The 19,763-nt window shown below is 75.6% G+C and carries 18 protein-coding genes; 8 read left to right on the plus strand and 10 right to left on the minus strand.

Annotated elements, in window-relative coordinates; translation table 11 throughout:
• The first annotated feature begins 93 nt into the window (after nt 1-93).
• Nucleotides 94-2,514 carry a glycoside hydrolase family 3 C-terminal domain-containing protein gene (locus tag O7598_RS14515; protein ID WP_269691876.1) on the plus strand — a complete coding sequence of 807 codons (2,421 nt, stop codon included), beginning with the start codon at nt 94-96 and terminating at the stop codon, nt 2,512-2,514.
• A complete protein-coding gene (locus tag O7598_RS14520; protein ID WP_269691877.1) occupies nt 2,511-3,524 on the plus strand; it encodes a LacI family DNA-binding transcriptional regulator in 1,014 nt (337 codons plus the stop codon). Before O7598_RS14515 ends, O7598_RS14520 begins: the two co-directional genes overlap by 4 nt.
• A 94-nt stretch (nt 3,525-3,618) precedes the next feature.
• Here O7598_RS14520 and O7598_RS14525 read toward each other — a convergent pair whose 3' ends face one another.
• Nucleotides 3,619-4,620 (minus strand): matrixin family metalloprotease, encoded by a 1,002-nt coding sequence (locus O7598_RS14525; protein ID WP_332367371.1) that lies wholly within the window; start codon nt 4,618-4,620, stop codon nt 3,619-3,621.
• 228 nt (nt 4,621-4,848) lie between these two features.
• On the opposite strand from O7598_RS14525, the gene O7598_RS14530 reads away from it, so the two are divergent.
• Together O7598_RS14530 and O7598_RS14535 are read left to right on the plus strand one after the other, a co-directional pair.
• Nucleotides 4,849-5,343, plus strand: coding sequence for a sigma-70 family RNA polymerase sigma factor (locus O7598_RS14530; protein WP_269691878.1), 495 nt, complete (start codon nt 4,849-4,851; stop codon nt 5,341-5,343).
• Nucleotides 5,340-6,035, plus strand: coding sequence for a hypothetical protein (locus O7598_RS14535; RefSeq protein WP_269691879.1), 696 nt, complete (start codon nt 5,340-5,342; stop codon nt 6,033-6,035). The genes O7598_RS14530 and O7598_RS14535 overlap by 4 nt, the downstream gene beginning before the upstream one ends.
• 30 nt (nt 6,036-6,065) lie before the next feature.
• On the opposite strand, the gene O7598_RS14540 is transcribed toward O7598_RS14535, so the two are convergent.
• From O7598_RS14540 to O7598_RS14555, 4 genes are read right to left on the minus strand one after another with little or no spacing between them, the layout of a single operon-like run.
• Complete coding sequence (locus tag O7598_RS14540) at nt 6,066-6,572, minus strand: NUDIX hydrolase (protein WP_269691880.1); 507 nt, start codon at nt 6,570-6,572, stop codon at nt 6,066-6,068.
• A 10-nt stretch (nt 6,573-6,582) separates the two neighbouring features.
• Complete coding sequence (locus O7598_RS14545) at nt 6,583-7,407, minus strand: SDR family NAD(P)-dependent oxidoreductase (RefSeq protein ID WP_269691881.1); 825 nt, start codon at nt 7,405-7,407, stop codon at nt 6,583-6,585.
• Nucleotides 7,404-8,714: a flavin-containing monooxygenase gene (locus tag O7598_RS14550; RefSeq protein WP_269691882.1), complete on the minus strand. Its 1,311-nt coding sequence runs from the start codon at nt 8,712-8,714 to the stop codon at nt 7,404-7,406. Before O7598_RS14550 ends, O7598_RS14545 begins: the two co-directional genes overlap by 4 nt.
• Nucleotides 8,715-8,767: 53 nt before the next feature.
• A complete protein-coding gene (locus tag O7598_RS14555; RefSeq protein ID WP_269691883.1) occupies nt 8,768-9,418 on the minus strand; it encodes a TetR family transcriptional regulator in 651 nt (216 codons plus the stop codon).
• A gap of 49 nt (nt 9,419-9,467) precedes the next feature.
• Here O7598_RS14555 and O7598_RS14560 point away from each other — a divergent pair, with 49 nt between their 5' ends.
• From O7598_RS14560 to O7598_RS14570, 3 genes are all read left to right on the plus strand, one after another.
• Nucleotides 9,468-10,811, plus strand: coding sequence for an MFS transporter (locus O7598_RS14560; RefSeq protein ID WP_269691884.1), 1,344 nt, complete (start codon nt 9,468-9,470; stop codon nt 10,809-10,811).
• A gap of 12 nt (nt 10,812-10,823) precedes the next feature.
• Nucleotides 10,824-11,987, plus strand: a complete 1,164-nt coding sequence (locus O7598_RS14565; protein ID WP_269691885.1) for a hypothetical protein — start codon at nt 10,824-10,826, stop codon at nt 11,985-11,987.
• A 276-nt stretch (nt 11,988-12,263) separates the two neighbouring features.
• Nucleotides 12,264-12,851, plus strand: coding sequence for a pyridoxamine 5'-phosphate oxidase family protein (locus O7598_RS14570; RefSeq protein ID WP_269691886.1), 588 nt, complete (start codon nt 12,264-12,266; stop codon nt 12,849-12,851).
• Nucleotides 12,852-12,858: 7 nt separating this feature from the next.
• Here the strand turns inward: O7598_RS14570 and O7598_RS14575 are convergent, their stop codons facing one another.
• Entirely contained in the window at nt 12,859-14,340 is a 1,482-nt protein-coding gene (locus tag O7598_RS14575) for a peptide MFS transporter (protein WP_269691887.1), read from the minus strand.
• Between the two features lie 197 nt (nt 14,341-14,537).
• Here O7598_RS14575 and O7598_RS14580 point away from each other — a divergent pair, with 197 nt between their 5' ends.
• Complete coding sequence (locus O7598_RS14580) at nt 14,538-14,879, plus strand: RNA polymerase-binding protein RbpA (RefSeq protein WP_046564157.1); 342 nt, start codon at nt 14,538-14,540, stop codon at nt 14,877-14,879.
• Nucleotides 14,880-14,954: 75 nt separating this feature from the next.
• On the opposite strand, the gene O7598_RS14585 is transcribed toward O7598_RS14580, so the two are convergent.
• From O7598_RS14585 to O7598_RS14600, 4 genes are all read right to left on the minus strand, one after another.
• Nucleotides 14,955-15,473, minus strand: coding sequence for an FxsA family protein (locus O7598_RS14585; protein WP_269691888.1), 519 nt, complete (start codon nt 15,471-15,473; stop codon nt 14,955-14,957).
• A 55-nt stretch (nt 15,474-15,528) separates the two neighbouring features.
• Nucleotides 15,529-16,305 (minus strand): polyprenol monophosphomannose synthase, encoded by a 777-nt coding sequence (locus tag O7598_RS14590; RefSeq protein WP_091057327.1) that lies wholly within the window; start codon nt 16,303-16,305, stop codon nt 15,529-15,531.
• 22 nt (nt 16,306-16,327) lie between these two features.
• The gene (gene lnt / locus O7598_RS14595) at nt 16,328-17,932 is read right to left on the minus strand and encodes an apolipoprotein N-acyltransferase (RefSeq protein ID WP_269691889.1); all 1,605 of its coding nucleotides are present in this window, start codon (nt 17,930-17,932) and stop codon (nt 16,328-16,330) included.
• Between the two features lie 474 nt (nt 17,933-18,406).
• The gene (locus O7598_RS14600; RefSeq protein ID WP_269691890.1) at nt 18,407-19,741 is read right to left on the minus strand and encodes a glutamate mutase L; all 1,335 of its coding nucleotides are present in this window, start codon (nt 19,739-19,741) and stop codon (nt 18,407-18,409) included.
• Nucleotides 19,742-19,763 lie beyond the last annotated feature (22 nt).

Genomic DNA, 19,763 nt, shown 5'->3' on the forward strand with positions numbered 1-19,763 from the left:
TTCTGCACGCGTGCGCGCCGCCGTCCACCGGCTGGTCGTCGAAGCGCTTCGACGCACCGGCGGGCGGGCGCACGCCCACCGGAGGCGCCCGCCATGACCGACCACACCCCCCACCGCCCCGACGACCTGCTGGCCCGCCTCACCGTGGCGGAGAAGCTCGGCCTGCTGCACCAGTGGCAGGCGCCGGTCCCCCGACTCGGCCTGCCGGCGTTCCGCACCGGCACCGAGGCGCTGCACGGCGTCGCCTGGCTCGGCGAGGCCACCGTCTTCCCGCAGGCGCTCGGCCTCGCGGCCAGCTGGAACCCGCAGCTCATCCGGGCGGTCGGCGCCGCCGTCAGCGACGAGGTACGGGCCAAGCACCGGGCCGACCCGCGGCGCGTCGGGCTCAACGTGTGGGCGCCGGTGGTCAACCCGCTGCGCGACCCCCGGTGGGGCCGCAACGAGGAAGGCTGGTCCGAGGACCCCTGGCTCACCGGTCGGCTCGGCACCGCGTACGCGTCCGGGCTGCGCGGCGAGCACCCCACCCGGCTTCGGACCGCGCCGACGCTCAAGCACTTCCTCGGCTACAACAACGAGACCGACCGGGCGGTCACCTCCAGCAACCTGCCGCCGCGGGTGCTGCACGAGTACGAGCTGCCGGCCTTCCGCGCACCGCTGGCCGCCGGCGCGGCGGTCGCCGTGATGGCGTCGTACAACCTGGTCGACGGCGTGCCGGCACACCTGAGCCCGCTGATCGACGGCGAACTGCGCGGCTGGGCCGACGACGAGGTCATGGTGGTCGGCGACGCGGGCGCGGTCGGCAACATCGCCGGCGTGCAGCGGCACCTGCCCGACCACGTCGCCGGGTTCGCCGCCGCGCTGCGCGCCGGGGTGGACAGCTTCACCGAGGACGACGAGGATCCGGGCCCCACCGTCGAACGGCTCACCGAGGCACTGGCCCGTGGCCTGATCGCCGAGTCCGACGTGGACCGGGCGGTGCGGCGGATCCTGTCGGTGCGGCTGCGCCTGGGCGACCTGGACCCGCCCGGCCACGACCCGTACGCCGACGTGCCGGCCGACGTGGTGAACTGCCCCGCCCACCGGGAACTCGCCCGCGAGGCCGCCCGCCAGTCGATCGTGCTGCTGGGCAACGACGGGCTGCTGCCGCTCGCGGCCGACCTGCGGGTCGCCGTACTCGGCCCGCTCGCCGACACCGTGCTCACCGACTGGTACAGCGGCACGCTGCCGTACGCGGTCAGCGCGTACGACGGGTTGCTCGGGCGGGTACGCGAGGTCACCACCCACGCCGGCGCGGACCGGATCACGCTGCACGTCGACGGTCGCGCGGTGAGCTGCGCCGACGACGGACCGCTGACGCTCGCCGACGCGACGCCGGCCGAGTTCGACGTGGTCGACTGGGGCGACGGTGTGCTGGCGCTGCGCACGGTCCACACCGGCCGCTACGTCGGCGCCGACGACTCCGGCGCGCTCGTCGCCGACCGTCCGGGTCCGGGCGGCTGGGTGGTCCGCGAGACGTTCCGCCTGCACCACCGCCCCGACGGCACGGCGCTGCTGCACCACCTCGCCACCGGCCGGCACGTCGGCGTCGACGGCGGCGGCCGCCTCAGCGTCGCCGCCGGCGCCCCCGCCGCGTTCACCGTGCGGCTGCGCGTCGACGGCGCGGCCGAGGCCGCCGCGCTGGCCGCCGCCGCCGACGTGGCCGTGGTGGTGCTCGGCAACCACCCGATGGTCAACGGCCGCGAGACCGAGGACCGCGTCGACCTGGCGCTGCCCGCCGGCCAGCTCGACCTGCTGCGCGCCGTGCACGCCGCGAACCCGCGCACCGTGCTGGCGCTGACCAGCAGCTACCCGTACGCGGTGCGCTGGGCCCGGGAGCACCTGCCGGCGGTGCTGTGGAGCGCCCACGGCGGGCAGGAGCACGGCAACGCGCTGGCCGACGTGCTGCTGGGCGCGGAGGACCCGGGCGGCCGGCTCACCCAGACCTGGTACGCCGACACCGCGGAGCTGCCCGACCTGCTCGACTACGACGTCATCGGCGCCGACGCCACCTACCTCTACCATCGGGGCGAGCCGCTGTACCCGTTCGGCCACGGGCTCAGCTACGCCGAGTTCGACTACGCTGACCTCCGGTTGAGCACCGCCGCGGCGCACGCCGGCGAGGAGGTGGAGGTGAGCGTCGAGGTCACCAACACCGGCCGCCGCCCGGGCACCGAGGTGGTGCAGCTCTACACCCGGCAGCGCCGCTCCCGGGTCAAGCAGCCGCTGCGCCAGTTGCGCGACTTCGCCCGGGTCACCCTCGAACCCGGCTGCGCGGCCCGGGTCACCCTGCGGCTGCGTACCGCGGAACTGGCCTGGTGGGACGAGACCCGCGCCGCCCCGGTGGTGGAGGACGCCACCCACTCGGTGCTGGTCGGCCGCTCCGCCCGCGACATCCGGCTGGTCGGCGCCGTCACCGTGACCGGCGCCGACGGGGTGAGCACGCCCGCGGCGCGGCGCTCCGGGGCCGGCCGGTGAGCGGCCGGGCCGCCGGCGAGCAGGTCACCATCGCGGACGTGGCCCGCCACGCCGGGGTGGCGGCCAGCACCGTGTCGTACGTGCTCAGCGGCAAGCGCGCCATCTCCGCCACCACCCGCAGCCGGGTGCTGGCCAGCGTGCGCGCCCTGGGCTACCACCCGAACGCCGGCGCGCGCGCCCTGGCCAGCCGCAAGGCCAACGTGATCGCGCTGGTGCTGCCGCTGCGAACCGGCATGCAGGTGCCGGTGGTGATGCGCTTCGCCACCGCGGTGGTCACCACCGCCCGCCGCTTCGACCACGACGTGCTGCTGGTCACCGCCGACGAGGGGCCGGCCGGGCTGCACCGCATCGCCGGCAGCGCGTTGGTCGACGGGGTGCTGCTGATGGACGTGGAACTCGAGGACTCCCGGGTGCCGCTGCTGCGGGAGCTGTCGCTGCCCGGTGTGTTGATCGGGCACCCGGCCGACAGCACGGGTCTGGCCTGCGTGGACCTCGACTTCCGGCGCGCCGGGGAGCTGTGCGTGGAGCACCTGGCCGGCGCCGGGCACCAACGGATCGCGCTGCTCGGTGCCCCGGCCGCCGTCTACGACCGGGGCACCGGCTTCGCCCACCGCACCCGCTCCGGCGTGCTGGCCGCGGCCGACCGGCTCGGCGTCGACGCGGTGACCCGCCCCTGCGAGGAGAACCCGGCGGCGGTACGCCGGGACCTGGCGGCACTGCTCGCCGAGCATCCCGATGTCACCGGCCTGGTGGTGCAGAACGAGTCGGCGGTCGAGCCGGTGCTGTCCACGCTGCCGACGCTGGGTCGCCGGGTGCCGCAGGACGTCTCCGTGGTCGCGGTCTGCCCCGACGAGCTGGCCGAACCGTCCGGGCTGACCTGCGTGCCGGTGCCCGCCGAGGAGGTGGGCCGGCAGGCGGTGACGCTGCTGATGCGGCGGCTGCGCGACGAGTCGGTGCCGGAGGTGACCCTGCTGGAGCCCCGGCTGACCGTGCGCGACACCAGCCGGTGACGCCGCCGCCCGGTCACCGTCGACCCGTCCGGGAGGGGCACAGGCGCGGAGCCGACCCGCGACGCGGCGGGCCGGCTCCGGTGTGGGGCGAAGGTCAGCGGGTCACCGAGTAGATGCTGGCCAGCAGCACCGGGTTCTCGCCGCCGAGGTCCTCACGCTTGTTGACCGCGTAGTACATGACGTCGTTGCTGTAGGTGTTGTGGCCGAGCCCCAGGGCGTGGCCCAACTCGTGGGTGGTGGTGTTGTTGCGGGTGCCGCCGATCGCAGCCGAGTCGTAGTAGTCGTTGAGCTGGACCTTCGCGCCGGTGTTGGAGAACGCGCCGGGCGAACCCGACGCGTAGAACAGCGTGGTCAGCCCGGTCCAGCCGGCGCCGTAGTTGCCGGAGAAGACGTCGACGCACCGGGAACCGGACACCGTCGGGCAGCTGTTCCAGCGGTATTCACTGTCGATGTTCTTCACCGTGTTCCACTTGGGCACCACCGAGGACACCGGCCACGACGAGCCGGAGTGGTCGTTGAACCGCACGTACGGGTCCTCCCACCCCTGGTTGCGCCAGTACGACACCGGGCAGCTCCAGCTCCTGGCCGAGCCGTACGCGCAGTCGCTGGCCGCCATCGCCGAGATGCCGTCGGTCGGCTCCGGCCGGACGACGCGCACGGACGTCTTGCCCTGTGCCCGGAGCTTGTCCGCCAACTTCTCCGGGGTGAACCCCGGCGCCGGGTCGTAGGTGGTCACGCTGATGCCGGTCGGCGTGACCTGCACGCTCTGCACGGTCACCGGCTCCGCCGCGCCGACCGGCGCGGCGGCGGTCGCCGATGCCCTCATCGCGGCGAGCTGCTGGTCGGTGAGCTTGGGGTAGGCGGCGAGGTCGGTGGCCGGGGCCTTGGCCTTGGCGCCCGGGTCGGCGGAGCCCGCCCAGCTGCCGTCCGCCTTCTTCTCCGCCAGGAAGGCGGCGTACTGCTCGTCCGGGTCGACGAACGTCGCGGCGGACGCGTGCGTGGTGGACGCGTGGGCGGCCCCCGGCAGGATGGCCACTGTCAGCGCGATGGCCGTCGCGGTGGCGAACAGCCACCTTGAGCGATGATTGACCTGCATGTTTCCCCCGATTTGTCGGCGCGGCGAAGGTGCCGCAGCGGCAGGTATGGATGGCTGCCGATCGTCAGGTTATGACACGGGAACACATCGCAATCGACTCGGTTCGATTGCCGACAACAGTCGGCAGCGGGCTGACAAACGTTCGACTGTGAGCTAACAGGGGCGGGCGTGCAGCGCGGGGCGGTAGCCGATGCGTCTTTCTGGTGAGGAGCACTGACGGGAGCGGGCGTGTCGTTCGAGAGTTTCGTGGCGGGGTACGGCCGGTCGCTGGTACGCCTGGCGTTCGTGCTGAGCGGCGACCGGCAGCTGGCGGAGGATCTTGCCCAGACCGTGCTGGCCGACGCGTACCGGCACTGGAAGCGGGTGCGCGCGGCGGCGGACCCCGAAGCCTACGTACGCCGCATGCTGGTTAACGCGCATCTGAGCTGGCGCCGTCGGCGCTGGACGACGGAGCGGCCCGCCGACCTGAGCCAGGAGACCGGCGCCACGGTGGCCGACCCGGCCGACGCAGTCGCCGCCCGGGACCAGATGCGGGTGCTGTTGAGCAGGCTCGCCCCCCGCGCGCGCACGGTGCTCGTCCTGCGCTACTACGCCGACCTGGACGACGCGGCGATCGCCGCGGCCATGGGGGTCAGCGAGAGCTCGGTGCGGGCCACCGCCTCGCGTGCCCTGGCGAGCCTGCGCGTGCCCGCGGCCATCGACGCCCAGAGGGAGACCCGATGAACCAGTCGACCGAGCGCGAGCTGCGTGAGCTGTTCGCCGCCGACGCCGCCGACGCCCCCGACGAGCTGGCCGTGGCCGCGGCGGCGGTACGCAGGGTCCACCGCAGGCGCCGAACCCTGCTGGTGGCGGTGTCCGTGATCGCGGTGATCGTCGCGGCGGGCGTGTACGGCGTCCACCGGCCGGCCGCGACGCCGCAGGCACAGCCGCCGGTCACGTCCTCGCTCGCACCTGGCGCTTCGGCGCCGGCGGCCGATCTGCCGGCCGGGGTGGAGCCGGGCGATCCGCTCGCCTTCGGCGCGGCGCAGTGCGTCAAGCCCTACTCACCGAAGACGCTCGCCGAGCAGGCCTTCGCCTTCGACGGCACCGTGACCGCCATCGGACCGGCGCGAACCGGGCGCAGTACGCAGCCGCCCCGGGACCTGCGATCGGTGACCTTCCAGGTGCACACCTGGTTCAGGGGTGGCTCGGCGGGCACCGCCGTGGTGGACATGTCGCCGCCCGCCGCGGGGGCCGGGACGGGCGACGCCACGTCCGAGCATGTCCCTGCCTATCGGATCGGCACCCGGTTGCTCGTGTCCGGCACGCCCCGCTGGGGTGGCGCGCCGCTCGCCGACCCGATCGCGTGGGGCTGCGGTTTCACCCGGTACTACAGCCCTTCCGTGGCAGCCGGCTGGGCCACCGCGACGAGATGAGAGGGCGACGGACCCGCCCGCCCAGGATGGTCAGAGGCTGTCGGGTCGGCGCAGCGCGGCGTGCCGATCGCCCGGCGCCGCGTACCAGGGCGGGCCGTCGGCCAGCGCGGTGCCGATCCGCAGCCGCGCCCAGTCGTCCAGGTCGGGCAGCGCGTCGGGGGCGAACCAGGCCACCGCGAGCGACTCGTCGCCGTCGGGGGTGGGCGCCCCGCCGACGGCCCGGCAGCGGAACCAGACGTTGAGGTATTCGCAGGCGTCGCCGTTGGGGTAGACCACCGGGTGGGTGGCGACGCCGGCCAACCGTTCGATGACCACCTCGACCCCGGTCTCCTCGCGCACCTCGCGCACCAGCGCGTCGGCGGGTTGCTCACCCGGGTCGACGGTGCCGGCCGGCACCGACCAGCGGCCGTTGTCGCCGCGGCGGGCCAGCAGCACCCGCCCCGCGTCGTCGGTCACCACCGCGCTGATCCCGTAGAGCATGAGCAGGTCCTGGCCGACGTGCTGGCGCAGCCGGGCGATGTACGGCGACACGGGCATGGCGAGCAGGCTACCGCCGGGCGTCGCGGTGCCGCCGGAGCATCCCGGCGGCCAGCGCCGCACGGTCCAGGTCACCGGCGGCGACGCGCCCGGCGACGGTACGCCGCACCAGCCGGTCGGCCAGCGCCGGCGCGTGCCGGGCCAGCGCCAGCTCGACACGCCCGCGCCGGGTGGTGGCGACGTCGCGGGGCGCCCGCCGGGCGGCGGCGGTGCGCAGGATCGCCGCCACCACCCCGTCGACCGGCTCCGGCCGGGACACCCCGCTCAGCGACAGCCCGGCCGCCACCGTGCTGTCGTGGATCGGCGAGTCGACCATGCTGGGATAGACGACGCTGACCCCGACGTGCGTGCCGACCTCGTGGCGCAGCGCGTCGGCGTACGCGACCAGGGCGCGTTTGCTCACCCCGTACGCGGCGGCCAGCGGCAGCGGCAGCACTGCCATCCGGCTGGCCACGAAGATCACCCGACCGCGGGCGGCCTCCAGGGCGGGCAGCGCCGCGGCCGTGGTCCGCCAGGCGGCGAGCAGGTTCACCTCCAGTTGCCGGCGCACCACCTCGTCGGGGGCCAGCTCGGCCGGCGCGGGCCCGCCGACACCGGCGTTGTTGACCAGCAGGTCCAGCCCGCCGAGCCGGTCGACGGCGGCGGTCACGGCCGCCGGCGTGGCCGCCGGGTCGGTCAGGTCCACCCCGAGCACGGGGGGTGTGCCGTCGGGGTCGGCGTGCAGGTCCAGCCCGACCACGTGTGCGCCGGCGGCGGTCAGCGCGTCGCCGAGGCGCCGGCCGAAGGTGCCGCGCGCGCCGGTGACCAGCACCCGCCGGCCGGCCAACGCGCTCACCGCGTCGCTCCGGCGCGCCGCCGGCCGACGGCCAGCTCCCGGCGCAGCTCGGCCAGGTACGCGTCGAAGTCGACCCGCATGTGCGGGCGGCGCTGCCCCCACCGGGCGGTGGCGGCGCGCAGCTCGGCGGCGCAGGCGGCGGCCTGCCGGGCCGGCTCCGGTGGCGCCCAGTCGCCGGCCAGGCGCGCGGCGACCAGCCGGGCCTGCGCCTCCAGCAGCGGGAACGCCGCCCCGGTGGACTGCATGAGCCCGACGAACGCCAGCCCGGGGGCGTCCAGGTGGAACACGTGGCGGTACAGCGGCAGCCGGTCGGCGCCGTCACCGAGCAGGCCCGGGTCGAGGAACGGCACCCGCACCCGGTAGCCGGTGCACCAGATCACCAGGTCGACCTCGTCGGCGTGGCCGTCGGTGAACTCGACCCGGTGCCCGTCGAAGCGGGCGATGCCGGGGCGGGGCTGGATGTCGCCGTGGGTGAGCCGCGACAGCAGCGCGTCGGAGAGCGTCGGGTGGTCCTGGAGGAAGCCGTGCGCCGGCGCCGGTAGCCCGTAGCGGGTGGGCGGGCCGACGGTGGCGGTGAGCATCCGCTGGCTGATCCGCTGCCGCAGCCGCCACGGCAACCGGCGCGCCAGTGCCCCGTTGAGGGTGTCCGAGGGACGCCCGAGCAGGTATTTCGGCACCACCCAGACGCCGCGGCGCAGCGACAGCAGCGTCCGGTCGGCGGCGTGCGACGCGTCGACGGCGATGTCCATGGCCGAGTTGCCGCCGCCCACGACCAGCACCCGCCGGCCGGCGAGCTGTTCCGGCCCCCGGTAGTCGTGGCTGTGCATCTGCTCGGCGGCGCACTCGCCCGGGTAGGGCTCGGACCGGTTCGGCACCCGGTTGTGTCCGTTGGCCACCACCACGGCCTCGACGTCGACCTGGACCGGCCCGTCGGGTCCGGTGGCGTGCACCCGCCAGCGGTCGCCGGCGCGGGTGACCCGGTCGACGGTGTGCCGCAGCCGTACCGCATCGCGCAGCGCGAACCGGTCGGCGTAGTCGTCGAGGTAGCCGGCGACGCGGGTGTGGTCGGGGTAGTCGGGCCAGTCGGTCGGCATCGGGTGGTCGGCGAACTCGGTGCGCCCCTTGCTGGTGTTGAGGTGCAGCGTCCGGTAGGCCGGTGAGCCGGGCGCGCCGTAGACCCAGAGGCCGCCGAGCGTGCCGGCGGTCTCGAACGCCACCGCCGGTACGCCGGCGTCGGCGAGCGCCTTGAGCGTGGCCAGTCCGGCCGCGCCCGCGCCAACGACCGCGACCCTCGGTGGTGTTGCCATCCCGCCCCCTTAATCCAACGACCGCTGGATAATCCCCGGCGAGGTGGCACGCGTCAAGAGCCGGCCGGCGGGTAGAGCCCGTCGAGCAGCCGGTGCACGAACGCGCGGAACTCCCGCCGCTCGCGGGCCGCCGAGCCGGTGCGCGCGGCCAGCGCCACCACGTGCCCGTGCACCGCCCAGACCAGGCTGCGCACGGTGACGTGCGGCGCCGGCTCGACGAGCGCCCCGGCGTCGGCCGCAGCGGCGAGCAGGCCCTCGACCTGCACGTACAGCGGCGCGGCGTAGCGCTGGTCAAGCTCGGCGTGCCGCTGCGGCTCCAACCAGCGGCGCAGCCACAGCGCGGTCGTCTCCGGCCGGTCCTCGAGGAAGTCGACGAACACGTCGACCAGGTCGTGCAGGGCGCGCAGCGCGTCGGCCGGCCCGGCCGCCAGGGCGGCGCGCGCGCGTTCCCCGGCGGCCTCCAAGGCCTGCCGTTCGGCACTGAACACCCGGGCGAAACAGGCGTCGTAGAGCTGCGCCTTGGCGCCGGTGTGGTGGGCGACGGTCGCCACGTCCACGCCGGCCGCGGCGGCGACGTCGCGCACGCTCACCGCGTCGAAGCCCCGCTCGGCGAAGAGCGCGGTGGCGGCGGCGAGCACCAGGTCGCGGGTGGGTCGCTGGTCGTCGCGGCGGGGCCGGCCCGGCCGCCGGCGGGGCATGGTCATCCGGCCATTGTTCCCCCTACAATCCAGCAACCGTTGGATTGGGGTGGCGATGACCGCTGTGGCGCCGCGACGCGAGGCCGTCGCCCTACCGCGTGGCCCGCTGGTCGGGTTCGCCGCCGGCTCGCTGGGCATGGGCGTCTGGGTCACCGTGCCCGGCCTGCTGCTGCTCTACTTCCTCACCGACGTCCTCGCGGTCGCGCCGTGGCTGGCCGGACTGACCCTGCTGCTGCCGAAGGTCGCCGACGTGCTGCTGCACCCGTGGATCGGGCACCGCTGCGACGTCGAGCAGGCCCGCCGGGGCCACCGGCGTCGGCTGCTGCTGGCCGGCTGCGCGTTGCCGGTGGCGTTCGCCGCGCTGTTCGCGGTGCCCGGCGGCCTGACCGGCGCGGGCGCGGCGGCCTGGGTGGCGGTGTTCTTCGTGGCCGGCAACCTGCTGTTCGCCGCCTACCAGGTGCCCTACCTGGCGACGCCGGCCGACCTGCGGATCGGCTACCACGAGCGGACCCGGCTGATGGCCTTCCGGATGGTGGTGCTGACCCTCGGCATCCTGGTCTCCGGGTTGCTGGCGCCGCTGCTGGCCGGCGGCGACGACGCCACCCGGGCCGGCTACCTGCGGATGGCGGTGCTGCTGGCCGCCGGCATGCTCGCCGCGATGGCGGTCGGGGTGGCCGGGATCGGCCGGCTGCGCCGCGCGGCGCCCGCCCCGGCGGCCGGGCACGGCGCGGGCGGGTGGCGGGCGCTGGCGGCGAGCCTGCGCGACAGGCAGTTCCGCCGCCTCGCCGGGGCGTACCTGGCCATGTCGACCACCACCCACCTGGTCCTGGCCGGGGTGCCCTACTACGCCGAGTACGAGCTGGGCCGTGCCGGGTTGACCACGGTGCTGGTCGCCGCGTTCGTCGCGCCGGCGCTGCTGGTCACCCCGGCGTGGCTGGCGCTGGCCCGGCGCGTCGGCAAGCAGCGGGCGCTGCTCGGCGCGCAGGTCGCGTTCGCCGCCGGGTCGCTGGTGCTGGCGGTCGGCCGGCCGGCCGGGCTGCCGGTGCTGGTCGCCGCCGTGGCGGTGCTCGGCGTGGCGTTCGCCGGCATGCAACTGCTGCCGTTCTCGATGCTGCCCGACGTGATCCGCGCCGCCGGCGCGCCGCGGGCCGGCACCTACACCGGGGTGTGGACCGCCACCGAGGCCACCGGCGCCGCACTGGGCCCCTACGCGTACGCGTTGTGCCTGGCCGCCGGCGGGTTCGTGGCGTCGGGCGCCGGGCAGACGGTGGTCCAGTCGCCGGACGCCCTCGCGGCGCTGCGCTACGGCTTCGGCCTGCTGCCGGCCGCCGTGATGGTGCTCGCGGTGCTGGTGCAGCGCCGCTACACCCTGGACGGCGCCGCGCGCGACGAGCACTAGACTTCGCCCCCGATGGACGCCGAGCCCGCCACCGAGACCCGCCCCTGCGCCCACTGTGGCCGCGAGGTGCCGCAGCGCGCCGGCGCCGGCCGCCCGTTCCGCTACTGCCGGGACAACGACGGCACCTGCCAGCGGGCCGCCCGCAACTCACGGATGCGCCACCGCAACTCCCCCGGCCTGCCCGGGCAGGTGGCGCGGACCTGGGAGGCGGTGGACCGGCTCGACCAGGTGGTGGAGACGCTCACCGAGGCGCTGCACGCCGAGCTGTCCCCGGCCGGGGTGGAGCGGCAGCTCGCCGAGCTGCGTGCCGAGACGGCCGCGCAGGTCGCCGCCGCGCACGCCGAGCGCGACGAGGCCCGCCGCGACGCCGAGGACGCCGCCGCCGCGGCCGCCCGCGACCGGCAGGACGCCCGCGCCGCGCTGGCCGAACGCGACACCGCCGCTCAGCGGGCCGAGCGGGCGGACGCGTCGGCCGCCGCGGCCGCCGAGCGGGCCGCCGCCGCCGAGACCGCACGCGACGCCGCCCGCGCCGAGGCGGGCGCCGCGCAGGCGTTGCGGGTGCAGGCCGAACGCGACCGCGACGCCGCGCGCGTCGAGCTGCGTGGCGTGCGCGCCGAACGCGACGCCGAGCGGCATCGGGTCACCGAGCTGACCGTCGAACGCGACGCCGCCCGCGCCGACGCCGAACGCGCCACCCGCTCCGCCGCCGAGGCCCTGGACCGGGCGCACCGCCTGCGCGCCGAGGCCGACGCGGCTCGCGCCGACGCGCAGGCCGCCCGGGCGCAGGCCGCCGAGGACCGCCGCGCGGCGCAGGCCGCCGCCGAGCGCTCCACCGCCGAGGCCGCCGCCGCGCGGCAGGCCGTCGCGGAACGGGACCGGGCCGAGACCGCCCGCGCCGACGCCGTGGCGGCGGCCGACGCGGCCCGCGCCGAGGCGGCCGAGGCGCTTCGCGTGGAGGTGGCGGCCCGTGCCGCCGAGCGGGAGGCGCTGCGCGCCGAGCTGGCCGAGGCCCGGCGGGCCGCCGCCGCGGCGCAGGCGCGCGGAAGCGACCTGGCGGCGCGCCTGGCCACGGCCGAGGCCGACCGGGACGCCGCGACGCGCCGCGCCGGGCAGCTCGCCGACCAGGTCAGCGACCTGGCGGGGGCGTTGGCCGCGCTCGGTTCCCGGGCCGGCTGACCGCACCGCCGACGTCTTCGGCTCGAAGACCGCGGGCGCCGGCGAGGCGGCGGCATCTCGGCCTTGATCGACACCAACTCGCCGAGGTGGCCGTATCCCGGTGCGCCCGACCCCGCCACGTCGGCGACCTGGAGTCGATCACGCGATCCTTTCCGCTATGGACGGAGGCCGGCGCGTGGACGGAGAACTCAGCACGCCACCGAGCACCGCGTGGCGCCCGGCCACGGACCGGGACGGGGCAGCGCGACGTCGGCGTGTCGGGCGAGGATCGACGGTATGGGAAAGACGTACGAGCGCATCGACGGCCGGCTGCGGGAGTTCATCGAGGCGCAGCCGATGTTCTTCGTGGCCACCGCGCCGCTGGCCGGCGACGGCACGGTCAACCTGTCCCCCAAGGGCCTGCGGGGCACCCTGGCGGTGCTCGACGAGCACACCGTGGCCTACCTCGACTTCGCCGGCAGCAACGCCGAGACCATCGCCCACCTGCGGGAGAACGGCCGGGTCACGCTGATGTGGTGCGCGTTCGGCGGCCCGCCGAACATCGTGCGGGTGCACGGGCACGGCGAGCCGGTGTTCCGCGACGATCCGCGCTGGCCCGACCTGCTGCGGCACTTCGACGTCGACCCGACGCCGCACGGGTTGCGGGCGGTGATCGTGGTGCGCGCCCAACTGGTCCGCGACACCTGCGGCTACGCGGTGCCGCTGATGAGCTACGACACCGACCGTGACCTGCATGGGCGTCGTTTCGCCCGGGAGGACGACGAGTCGCTGTCGGCCTACTTCGCCGGCAAGGAGCACGTGGCGAGCAGCATCGACGGGCTGCCCGGCCTGCCGTTGCCGCTGCCGCCCACACCGGCTCGCTGACCGCCGGTCAGTGGATGCCGGCCATCAGGCCCCGGATCTGGCGGGTGAACATCACCGCGGCCAGGCCCAGCACCACCGACGCCAGCCCGAAGGTGAGGAAATAGGTCGACTGCGACCAGCTCTGCGCCAGCCGGGCGACCTGGCCACCGATGGCGTCGCCGACGGCGGTGGCGAGGAACCACAGGCCGAGCATCTGGCTGGCGTACTTCACCGGGGCGAGCTTCGTGGTGGCGGACAGGCCCACCGGGCTCAGCGACAGCTCACCGGCGACCTGGATCGCGTAGACCGCGACGAGCCACCACGGTGAGACCAGGTCGCCGCCGACGGCGGCGCGCGCCGCGGCGGCCATCAGCACGAACGACAGGCCGTTGAGCACCAGGCCGACGGCGAACTTCGTCGGCGTGGACACCCGGTGGCCGAGCTTGAGCCACAGCCACGCGGCCAGCGGCGCGCCGATGATGATCAGGATCGGGTTGACCGACTGCAGCCAGGACGCCGGGAAGGTGAACCCGCCCACGTTCCGGTCGGTGCGGTCGGCGGCGAAGATGTTCAGCACCGACCCGGCCTGGTCGTAGATCAGCCAGAACGCGGCGGCGAAGACGAACAACCACACGTAGGCCCTCATCCGGAGACGTTCGGTGTCGCTGATCTCCCGGTCGGTGAGGATCCTGGTGAAGTAGCCGACGGTCACCAGCACGGTGAGCACGGCGAGCAGGTTGACCACCGTGTCGACGGTGAACCAGCCGGCCAGCAGCAGCACGAGCAGCGCCAGCAGCAGCACGCCGACGGCGATGCCGGCGCGGGTCAGGGCGCGGCGGCGGTCGGCGCCCAGCAGCGGGTCGGCCGGGCGGGCGCCGGCGTCGCCGAGGTTGCGCCGCCCGGCCACGTACTGCAGCACGCCGAAGGTCATGCCGACGGCGGCCGCGCCGAACCCCAGATGCCAGTTGATCTTCTCGCCGAGGAAGCCGGTGATCAACGGGGCGATGAACGCGCCCAGGTTGATGCCCATGTAGAAGATGGAGAACCCGGCGTCGCGGCGCGGTGAGTCCCGCTCGTACAGGTCGCCGACCATGGTGGAGATGTTGGGTTTGAGCAGGCCGGTGCCGAGCACGATCAGCGTCATGCCGGCGAACACGCTCCACCCGGTGGGGATCGCCATCACGTAGTGCCCGGCGGCGATCACCACGCCGCCCCAGAGCACGCTGCGCCGCGCCCCGATCAGCCGGTCGGCGACCCATCCGCCGGGCAGCGCCATCAGGTAGACCATGGCGTTGTAGGTGCCGTAGACGGCGTTGGCGGTGGACTCGCCGATGCCGAGGCCGCCGTCGGCGACCGCCGCGGTCAGGTACAGCACCAGGATGGCCCGCATGCCGTAGAAGCTGAACCGCTCCCACATCTCGGTGAGGAAGAGGGTGGACAGCGCCCGCGGGTGACCGAAGAACGTCTTCCCTGCGGGCGGTCGGGCCCCGACCGGCGCGTCACTGCTCATCGTCACCTCCGGCACGCGTGGTGGGTAACATCCCCGGTGACGGGCGAAACACTCCACCGATTCGGTCGGCTGTCGCGGCCGGTTACCCTTGAGCTTCCCGACCCGCGTTCGGCCCGGCCGGCGTGGGTGGGGAATGGGCGGACGGTGACCGGCCGTTACACCTGAGGACCAGCACCACGAACGAGGGGAAGTCGATCATGGGCGAGCGTATGCTGCGCGGTAGCCGGCTGGGCGCGGTCAGCTACGAATCCGACCGCAACACGGAGCTCGCGCCGCGTCAGACCCGCGAGTACCTGTGCGCCAAGGGCCACCAGTTCGAGGTGCCGTTCGCCGTCGACGCCGAGGTCCCCACGACCTGGGAGTGCAAGTTCGACGGCAGCGTCGCCCGGCTGGTCGACGGCAGCGAGCCGGAGCAGAAGAAGGCCAAGCCGCCGCGCACCCACTGGGACATGCTGCTGGAGCGGCGTTCGATCGCCGAGCTGGAGGACATCCTCGCCGAGCGGCTGCAGGAGGTCCGCACCCGCCGCGGTCGCGCCTGAGCACCTGATGCGTCGAAAGCGCCCCCGGGATCATCCCGGGGGCGCTTTCGTCACGTCTGGGCGGTTGCGCCGCGCTCAGCGGTCCACGATCTCCCCTTCGATCGCCGGGCCGGGCTGCTGCTGCGGCCCGGCCGGCGGCTGCACGGTGGTGGGTGCCGGTTGCGGCGCGCCGGGATAGACCCGCACCCGGCGCGGGCCGAACAGGTCACCGGCGACCATCGACGACACCCGCCGCTCGGTGGCCCGGCGCACCCCGCCGCCGGCGAGGCGGCGCAGCGGCGGCACCAGCAGCAGCAGGCCCACGACGCCGCTGACCAGGCCGGGCAGCGCCAACAGCAGCGCGCCGGCCAACCCGACCAGACCGTCGGTGACCTGCGCGCCGGGCGGCTGGCCGGCCTGCGCGGCGGCCCGGAACCCGCGCCACGCCCGCATCCCCTCGCGGCGCAGCAGCACCAGCCCCAGCAGCGACGCGGCGAACACCAGCAGCAGCGCCGCGCCGAACCCGACGGCCCGCCCGACCAGCACGAAAACGGCCAGCTCCAGCAGCGTCAGCAGCAGCAGAGCCGGTGGTACGAATCTGAGTCCTCGGCGCATCTCACCCCATCCGCCCGGTGTGTCCTCACGCCCCTCCAGCATGACACGCCCGCGCTCACGGCCACCGGGCCAACGCCCGCGGCCGGCCCCGCACCGCCGCCCGGCGGTCCCGCACCCCCCACCGGGTGACCCGCCACAGCGCCTCCGCCACGATCAGCGGGCTCATCTTGCTGTCACCGTGCTCCCGTTCGGCGAACGTGATCGGCACCTCGACGATGCGCACCCCGGCCCGGTGCGCCAGCCGCGACAGCTCCACCTGGAACGCGTAGCCCTGCGAGCGCACCGAACCCAGGTCGATGGCGTCCAACGCCGCCGACCGGTACACCCGGTAGCCGCCGGTGGCGTCGCTGACCGGCATGCCCAACGCAACCCGCGCGTACAGGTTGCCCACCCGCGACAGCAGCAGCCGCCGCCACGGCCAGTTCAGCACCCGCGCGCCGCGTGTCCACCGCGAGCCGATCACCACGTCGGCGTCGCGGGCGGCGTGCAGCAGCGCCGGCAGGTCCTCCGGGGCGTGCGAACCGTCGGCGTCCATCTCCACCACCGCGTCGTAGCCGCGCTCGCGCGCCCACGCGAACCCGGCCAGGTACGCCGCGCCCAGGCCGTCCTTGCCGGGCCGGTGCAGCACGTGCACCTGCGTGTCGACGCCGGCCAGCGCGTCGGCGATGCCGCCGGTGCCGTCGGGGCTGTTGTCGTCGGCGACGAGCACGTCCACCGCGGGCGCCGCGGCGCGGACCCGGGCGACGACGTGGCGCACGTTGTCCGCCTCGTTGTAGGTGGGGATGACCACGAGGACCCGCCCCACCCCGGGATGGCCGGCTGCCGCACCCACCGTCGCACCGCCTTCCGTCGCCTCAGCCGGGCGTGACCTCCCGGCGGCGGCGTGCCACGGCCGCGCCGGCCAGGGCCGCGACCGCGAGGGCCGCGAGCGCCACCTCCGGCCACACCCCGACCGTCGTGGCCGGGGTACGCCCGTCCCCGAGTCGCATCTGCCGCACCACCACCTCGGCGGTGTTGAACCCGGTGGCACCGTCTACCCGCCCGTCGGGGGAAACGAACCCGGACACCCCGACCGTGGAGGACATCAACGCCGCGCGGCCGTGCTCGACGGCGCGCAGCCGCACCATGGCCAGCTGCTGGCGGGCCTCGGCCACGTCGAAGGTGGCGTTGTTGGTCTGCACCACCAGCAGCTGCGCGCCGCCGGTGACGGTGTCGCGGACGATGCCGTCGTAGGCGACCTCGAAGCAGATCACGTCACCGAGGGTGGCCGCGCCGGCGTCCAGCACGCCGGGGCGGTCCCCGGGGACGAAGTCGGAGCGGACCCGGTCGACCTCGGCGCTGACCTTGCGGGCGATGGAGCGCAGCGGCACGTACTCGGCGAACGGCACCGGGTGCCGCTTGGTGTACACCTGGCCCAGGTCGGCGCCGCTGCCGGGGCGCCACAGCAGGCCGGCGTTGCGGACCTCCCCCTGGCCGGGACCGAGCAGCACCGCGCCGACGAGGATCGGCGCGCCGATCGCGTCGGCGGCCTGGGAGATCCGGTAGCCGGCGCCGGGGTTGCGCAGCGGGTCGATGTCGCTGGAGTTCTCCGGCCACACCACCAGGTCGGGGCGTGCCTGCGCGCCCTGGATGACCCGTTCGGCCAGTTTCAGGGTGGCGTCGACGTGGTTGTTGAGCACCGCCTGACGCTGCGCGTTGAAGTCCAGGCCGAGGCGCGGCACGTTGCCCTGCACGATCGCGACGGTGACGGTGTCGCCGGCGCCGCGTACCCCCGCCGGGACGACCGGTCCGGCGGCGAGCAGCGCCACCAGCGCGGCGGTGAGGCCGGCCACCGGCCGCCACTGCCCGGCCGGCCGCCGCCAGTCCCGCCAGGCGGCGGTGAGCAGGATCCCACCGGCGAGCGCGACGGCGAACGTGACCAGCGGCGCGCCGCCGAGCGCGGCGAGGCGCAGCAGCGGCGAGGTGTCCTGGCTGAACGCCAACCGCCCCCACGGGAACCCGCCGAACGGGGTGCGGTCGCGCAGCGCCTCCTGCCCGACCCACAGCACGCCGGTCAGCAGCGGCCACGCCGCCCGCCACCGGTCGACAAGCGGCGACACCCAGGCCGTGGCGGCGCCGAGCAGCGCCAGATAGCCGGCCTGCAGCAGCGACAGCAGCGCCCACGGCAGCCAGCCGGTGTGCAGGTTCGTCCACTCCAGCAGCGGCGCGAACAGCGCCACCCCGGCCAGGAACCCCAGCCCGGCGCCGGCGCGCAACCGACGCCGGTGCGCCGCGGCGGCCAGCAACGCCACCCCGACCGGCGCGAGCGGCCACAAACCGTACGGCGGGAACGCCGCCAGCAGCGCCAACCCGGCCGCCACGGCCGCCGGCACGGCCACCGTCAACGGCAGCGGACGCCCACCGGCGTGCGGACGTGCCCCGTCGGTGGCACGCGGCTGGTCCTGCTCGAGCGTCGTCACCGGCACCTCACCACGATCACGGGCCGAAGGCTACCCGGCGTGGGCGCCTGCCGGCCCGCGGGCGGCCCGGAGACGGAAATCGGGGCGCGGCCTAAGCCGCGCCCCGATGCTCCCAGGCCCTCCCCGGCCGGTGGGGCGAGAGTGATCGGCGCCGACCTTCGGACCGACCGGACGTGGACTGGCTGCCCCCGCCTGGCCGTTGTCTACTGGCCGTTCCTCACACCCTGCCCGTACACCGGTAACCGCGACCGGTTCGCGCCGTCCCGCCGACCCCCGCCCGCTGGACCTGGCCGCCGCAACCTTCCGGTCACTCGGCCAGCGGACGAGAGGACGAAACGAACAACAGCCGCTTCCCGTGGTAGGACTCAAAGACGGTACGGCGTGCACCCCCGCCGCTGTCAACCCACCCCGGCCTGTCGTGTGTTGCGCCACGGCGTGTCGCGTCGGCGCGTCTCGATGGGTGGACGCCTCGACTCAGGCGCCGAGGTGCCGGCGCAGCACCGCGACGGCCGCGCCCGGATGCTCGGCGGCGAGCAGCCCGGCCGCGGCCAGCACGTAGTCGACGTCGACGACCGGCCGGGCCGCGCGCGGCAACGGCCACCCGCCGGCATGGTCGGTCAGCACCGCGTCGAGCACCGCACCCGCGTCGGCGGCGTCGCCGTGGCGCAGCACCCCACCGGAGCCGACGAGCAGCCGCACCTCCCGCAGGTCCCGCCCGGCACGTTCCCCGGTCGCCGCGCCGCGGGCGTGCCGGCGCACCGCCACGGTCGCGGCCAGCGCCGCGATCCGCCGGTCCGCGGCCCGGTCGGCGTCCCCGCCGGGCAGGAACCCCGGGTCGGCGGCCCGCACCGCGGCCGCCGCGGCCAGGGTCTCCTGTTCCCCGGGGGCGAGCAGCCGCTCCTCGGCGGCGGCGCGCACCACCCCCGGCGCGGACCACCGCATCCCCAGGTCCCCCTCCACGGTGCGGGCCCGCCACAGCGTGCCGGTGACCTCCCGACCCGGACCCTCGGCCCGCTCGTCGGGGGTGAGCACCGAGTACACGTCGGTGGTGGCGCCGCCGACGTCCACCACCGCCAGGTCACCGCCGAGCGTGTCGGCGAGGACCTCCACGCCGGTGAGCACCGCGTCCGGGGTCGCCGCGCGGACCAGCCGCGCGAACCGCGCACCGCGCGACAGTTTCTTGCCGCCGATGACGTGCCGCAGGAACACCTCCCGGATCGCCGCGCGCGCCGACGCCGGCGCCAGCACCCCGATGCGCGGCAGCACGTTGTCCGCCACGGTCACCGGCACCTTCGCGTCGGCGAGCAGCGCGTGCAGCCCGGCGCGGGCGTCGACGTTGCCCGCCAGGACCACCGGCACCCGCCAGCGGGCCCGCGCCAGCCGCGTCGCGTTGTGCGTCAACGTGTCCGCGTCACCGCCGTCGGTGCCGCCGACCAGCAACACCACATCCGGACGGGCCGCCCGCAACGCCGCCAGCTCCGCCGCGCCGAGACGCCCGGCGGCCACGTGCACCACGTTCGCCCCCGCCGACAGGCCCACCCGCCGACCCGCCTGCGCGGTGACCAGCGGCTCGTAGCCGATCACGGCCAGCCGCAGCCCACCACCGGCCGACGAGCACACGTACCACGGCACCTCACCCACGCCCGCCGACGCGGTGGCCGCGCCGACCGCGGCGTCCAGGCCGTGCAGCACGTCCGTGCCCACCGTCGTCGGCGCGGACGCCGCGCCGACCAGCCGCCCGCCGTCGAGGTCGACCACCGCCGCCTTCGTGTACGTCGACCCCACGTCGGCGCAGACCGCGGCCCTCACGCGGCGCCGCCCTCCGTCCCGT

Origin of the sequence: Micromonospora sp. WMMC241 (assembly GCF_027460165.1) — a bacterium.
Taxonomy (GTDB): Bacteria; Actinomycetota; Actinomycetes; order Mycobacteriales; family Micromonosporaceae; genus Micromonospora; species Micromonospora humi.

Excerpts from the sequence above, each read along its gene's own strand:
- O7598_RS14560 (WP_269691884.1), top strand. The coding sequence starts at position 9,468 with ATGACCGCTGTGGCGCCGCGACGCGAGGCCGTCGCCCTACCGCGTGGC.
- O7598_RS14540 (WP_269691880.1), bottom strand. The coding sequence starts at position 6,572 with ATGCCCGTGTCGCCGTACATCGCCCGGCTGCGCCAGCACGTCGGCCAG.
- O7598_RS14555 (WP_269691883.1), bottom strand. The coding sequence starts at position 9,418 with ATGACCATGCCCCGCCGGCGGCCGGGCCGGCCCCGCCGCGACGACCAG.
- O7598_RS14585 (WP_269691888.1), bottom strand. The coding sequence starts at position 15,473 with ATGCGCCGAGGACTCAGATTCGTACCACCGGCTCTGCTGCTGCTGACG.
- O7598_RS14575 (WP_269691887.1), bottom strand. The coding sequence starts at position 14,340 with ATGAGCAGTGACGCGCCGGTCGGGGCCCGACCGCCCGCAGGGAAGACG.
- O7598_RS14535 (WP_269691879.1), top strand. The coding sequence starts at position 5,340 with ATGAACCAGTCGACCGAGCGCGAGCTGCGTGAGCTGTTCGCCGCCGAC.
- O7598_RS14580 (WP_046564157.1), top strand. The coding sequence starts at position 14,538 with ATGGGCGAGCGTATGCTGCGCGGTAGCCGGCTGGGCGCGGTCAGCTAC.
- O7598_RS14515 (WP_269691876.1), top strand. The coding sequence starts at position 94 with ATGACCGACCACACCCCCCACCGCCCCGACGACCTGCTGGCCCGCCTC.
- O7598_RS14525 (WP_332367371.1), bottom strand. The coding sequence starts at position 4,620 with ATGCAGGTCAATCATCGCTCAAGGTGGCTGTTCGCCACCGCGACGGCC.
- O7598_RS14550 (WP_269691882.1), bottom strand. The coding sequence starts at position 8,714 with ATGGCAACACCACCGAGGGTCGCGGTCGTTGGCGCGGGCGCGGCCGGA.
- O7598_RS14570 (WP_269691886.1), top strand. The coding sequence starts at position 12,264 with ATGGGAAAGACGTACGAGCGCATCGACGGCCGGCTGCGGGAGTTCATC.
- O7598_RS14565 (WP_269691885.1), top strand. The coding sequence starts at position 10,824 with ATGGACGCCGAGCCCGCCACCGAGACCCGCCCCTGCGCCCACTGTGGC.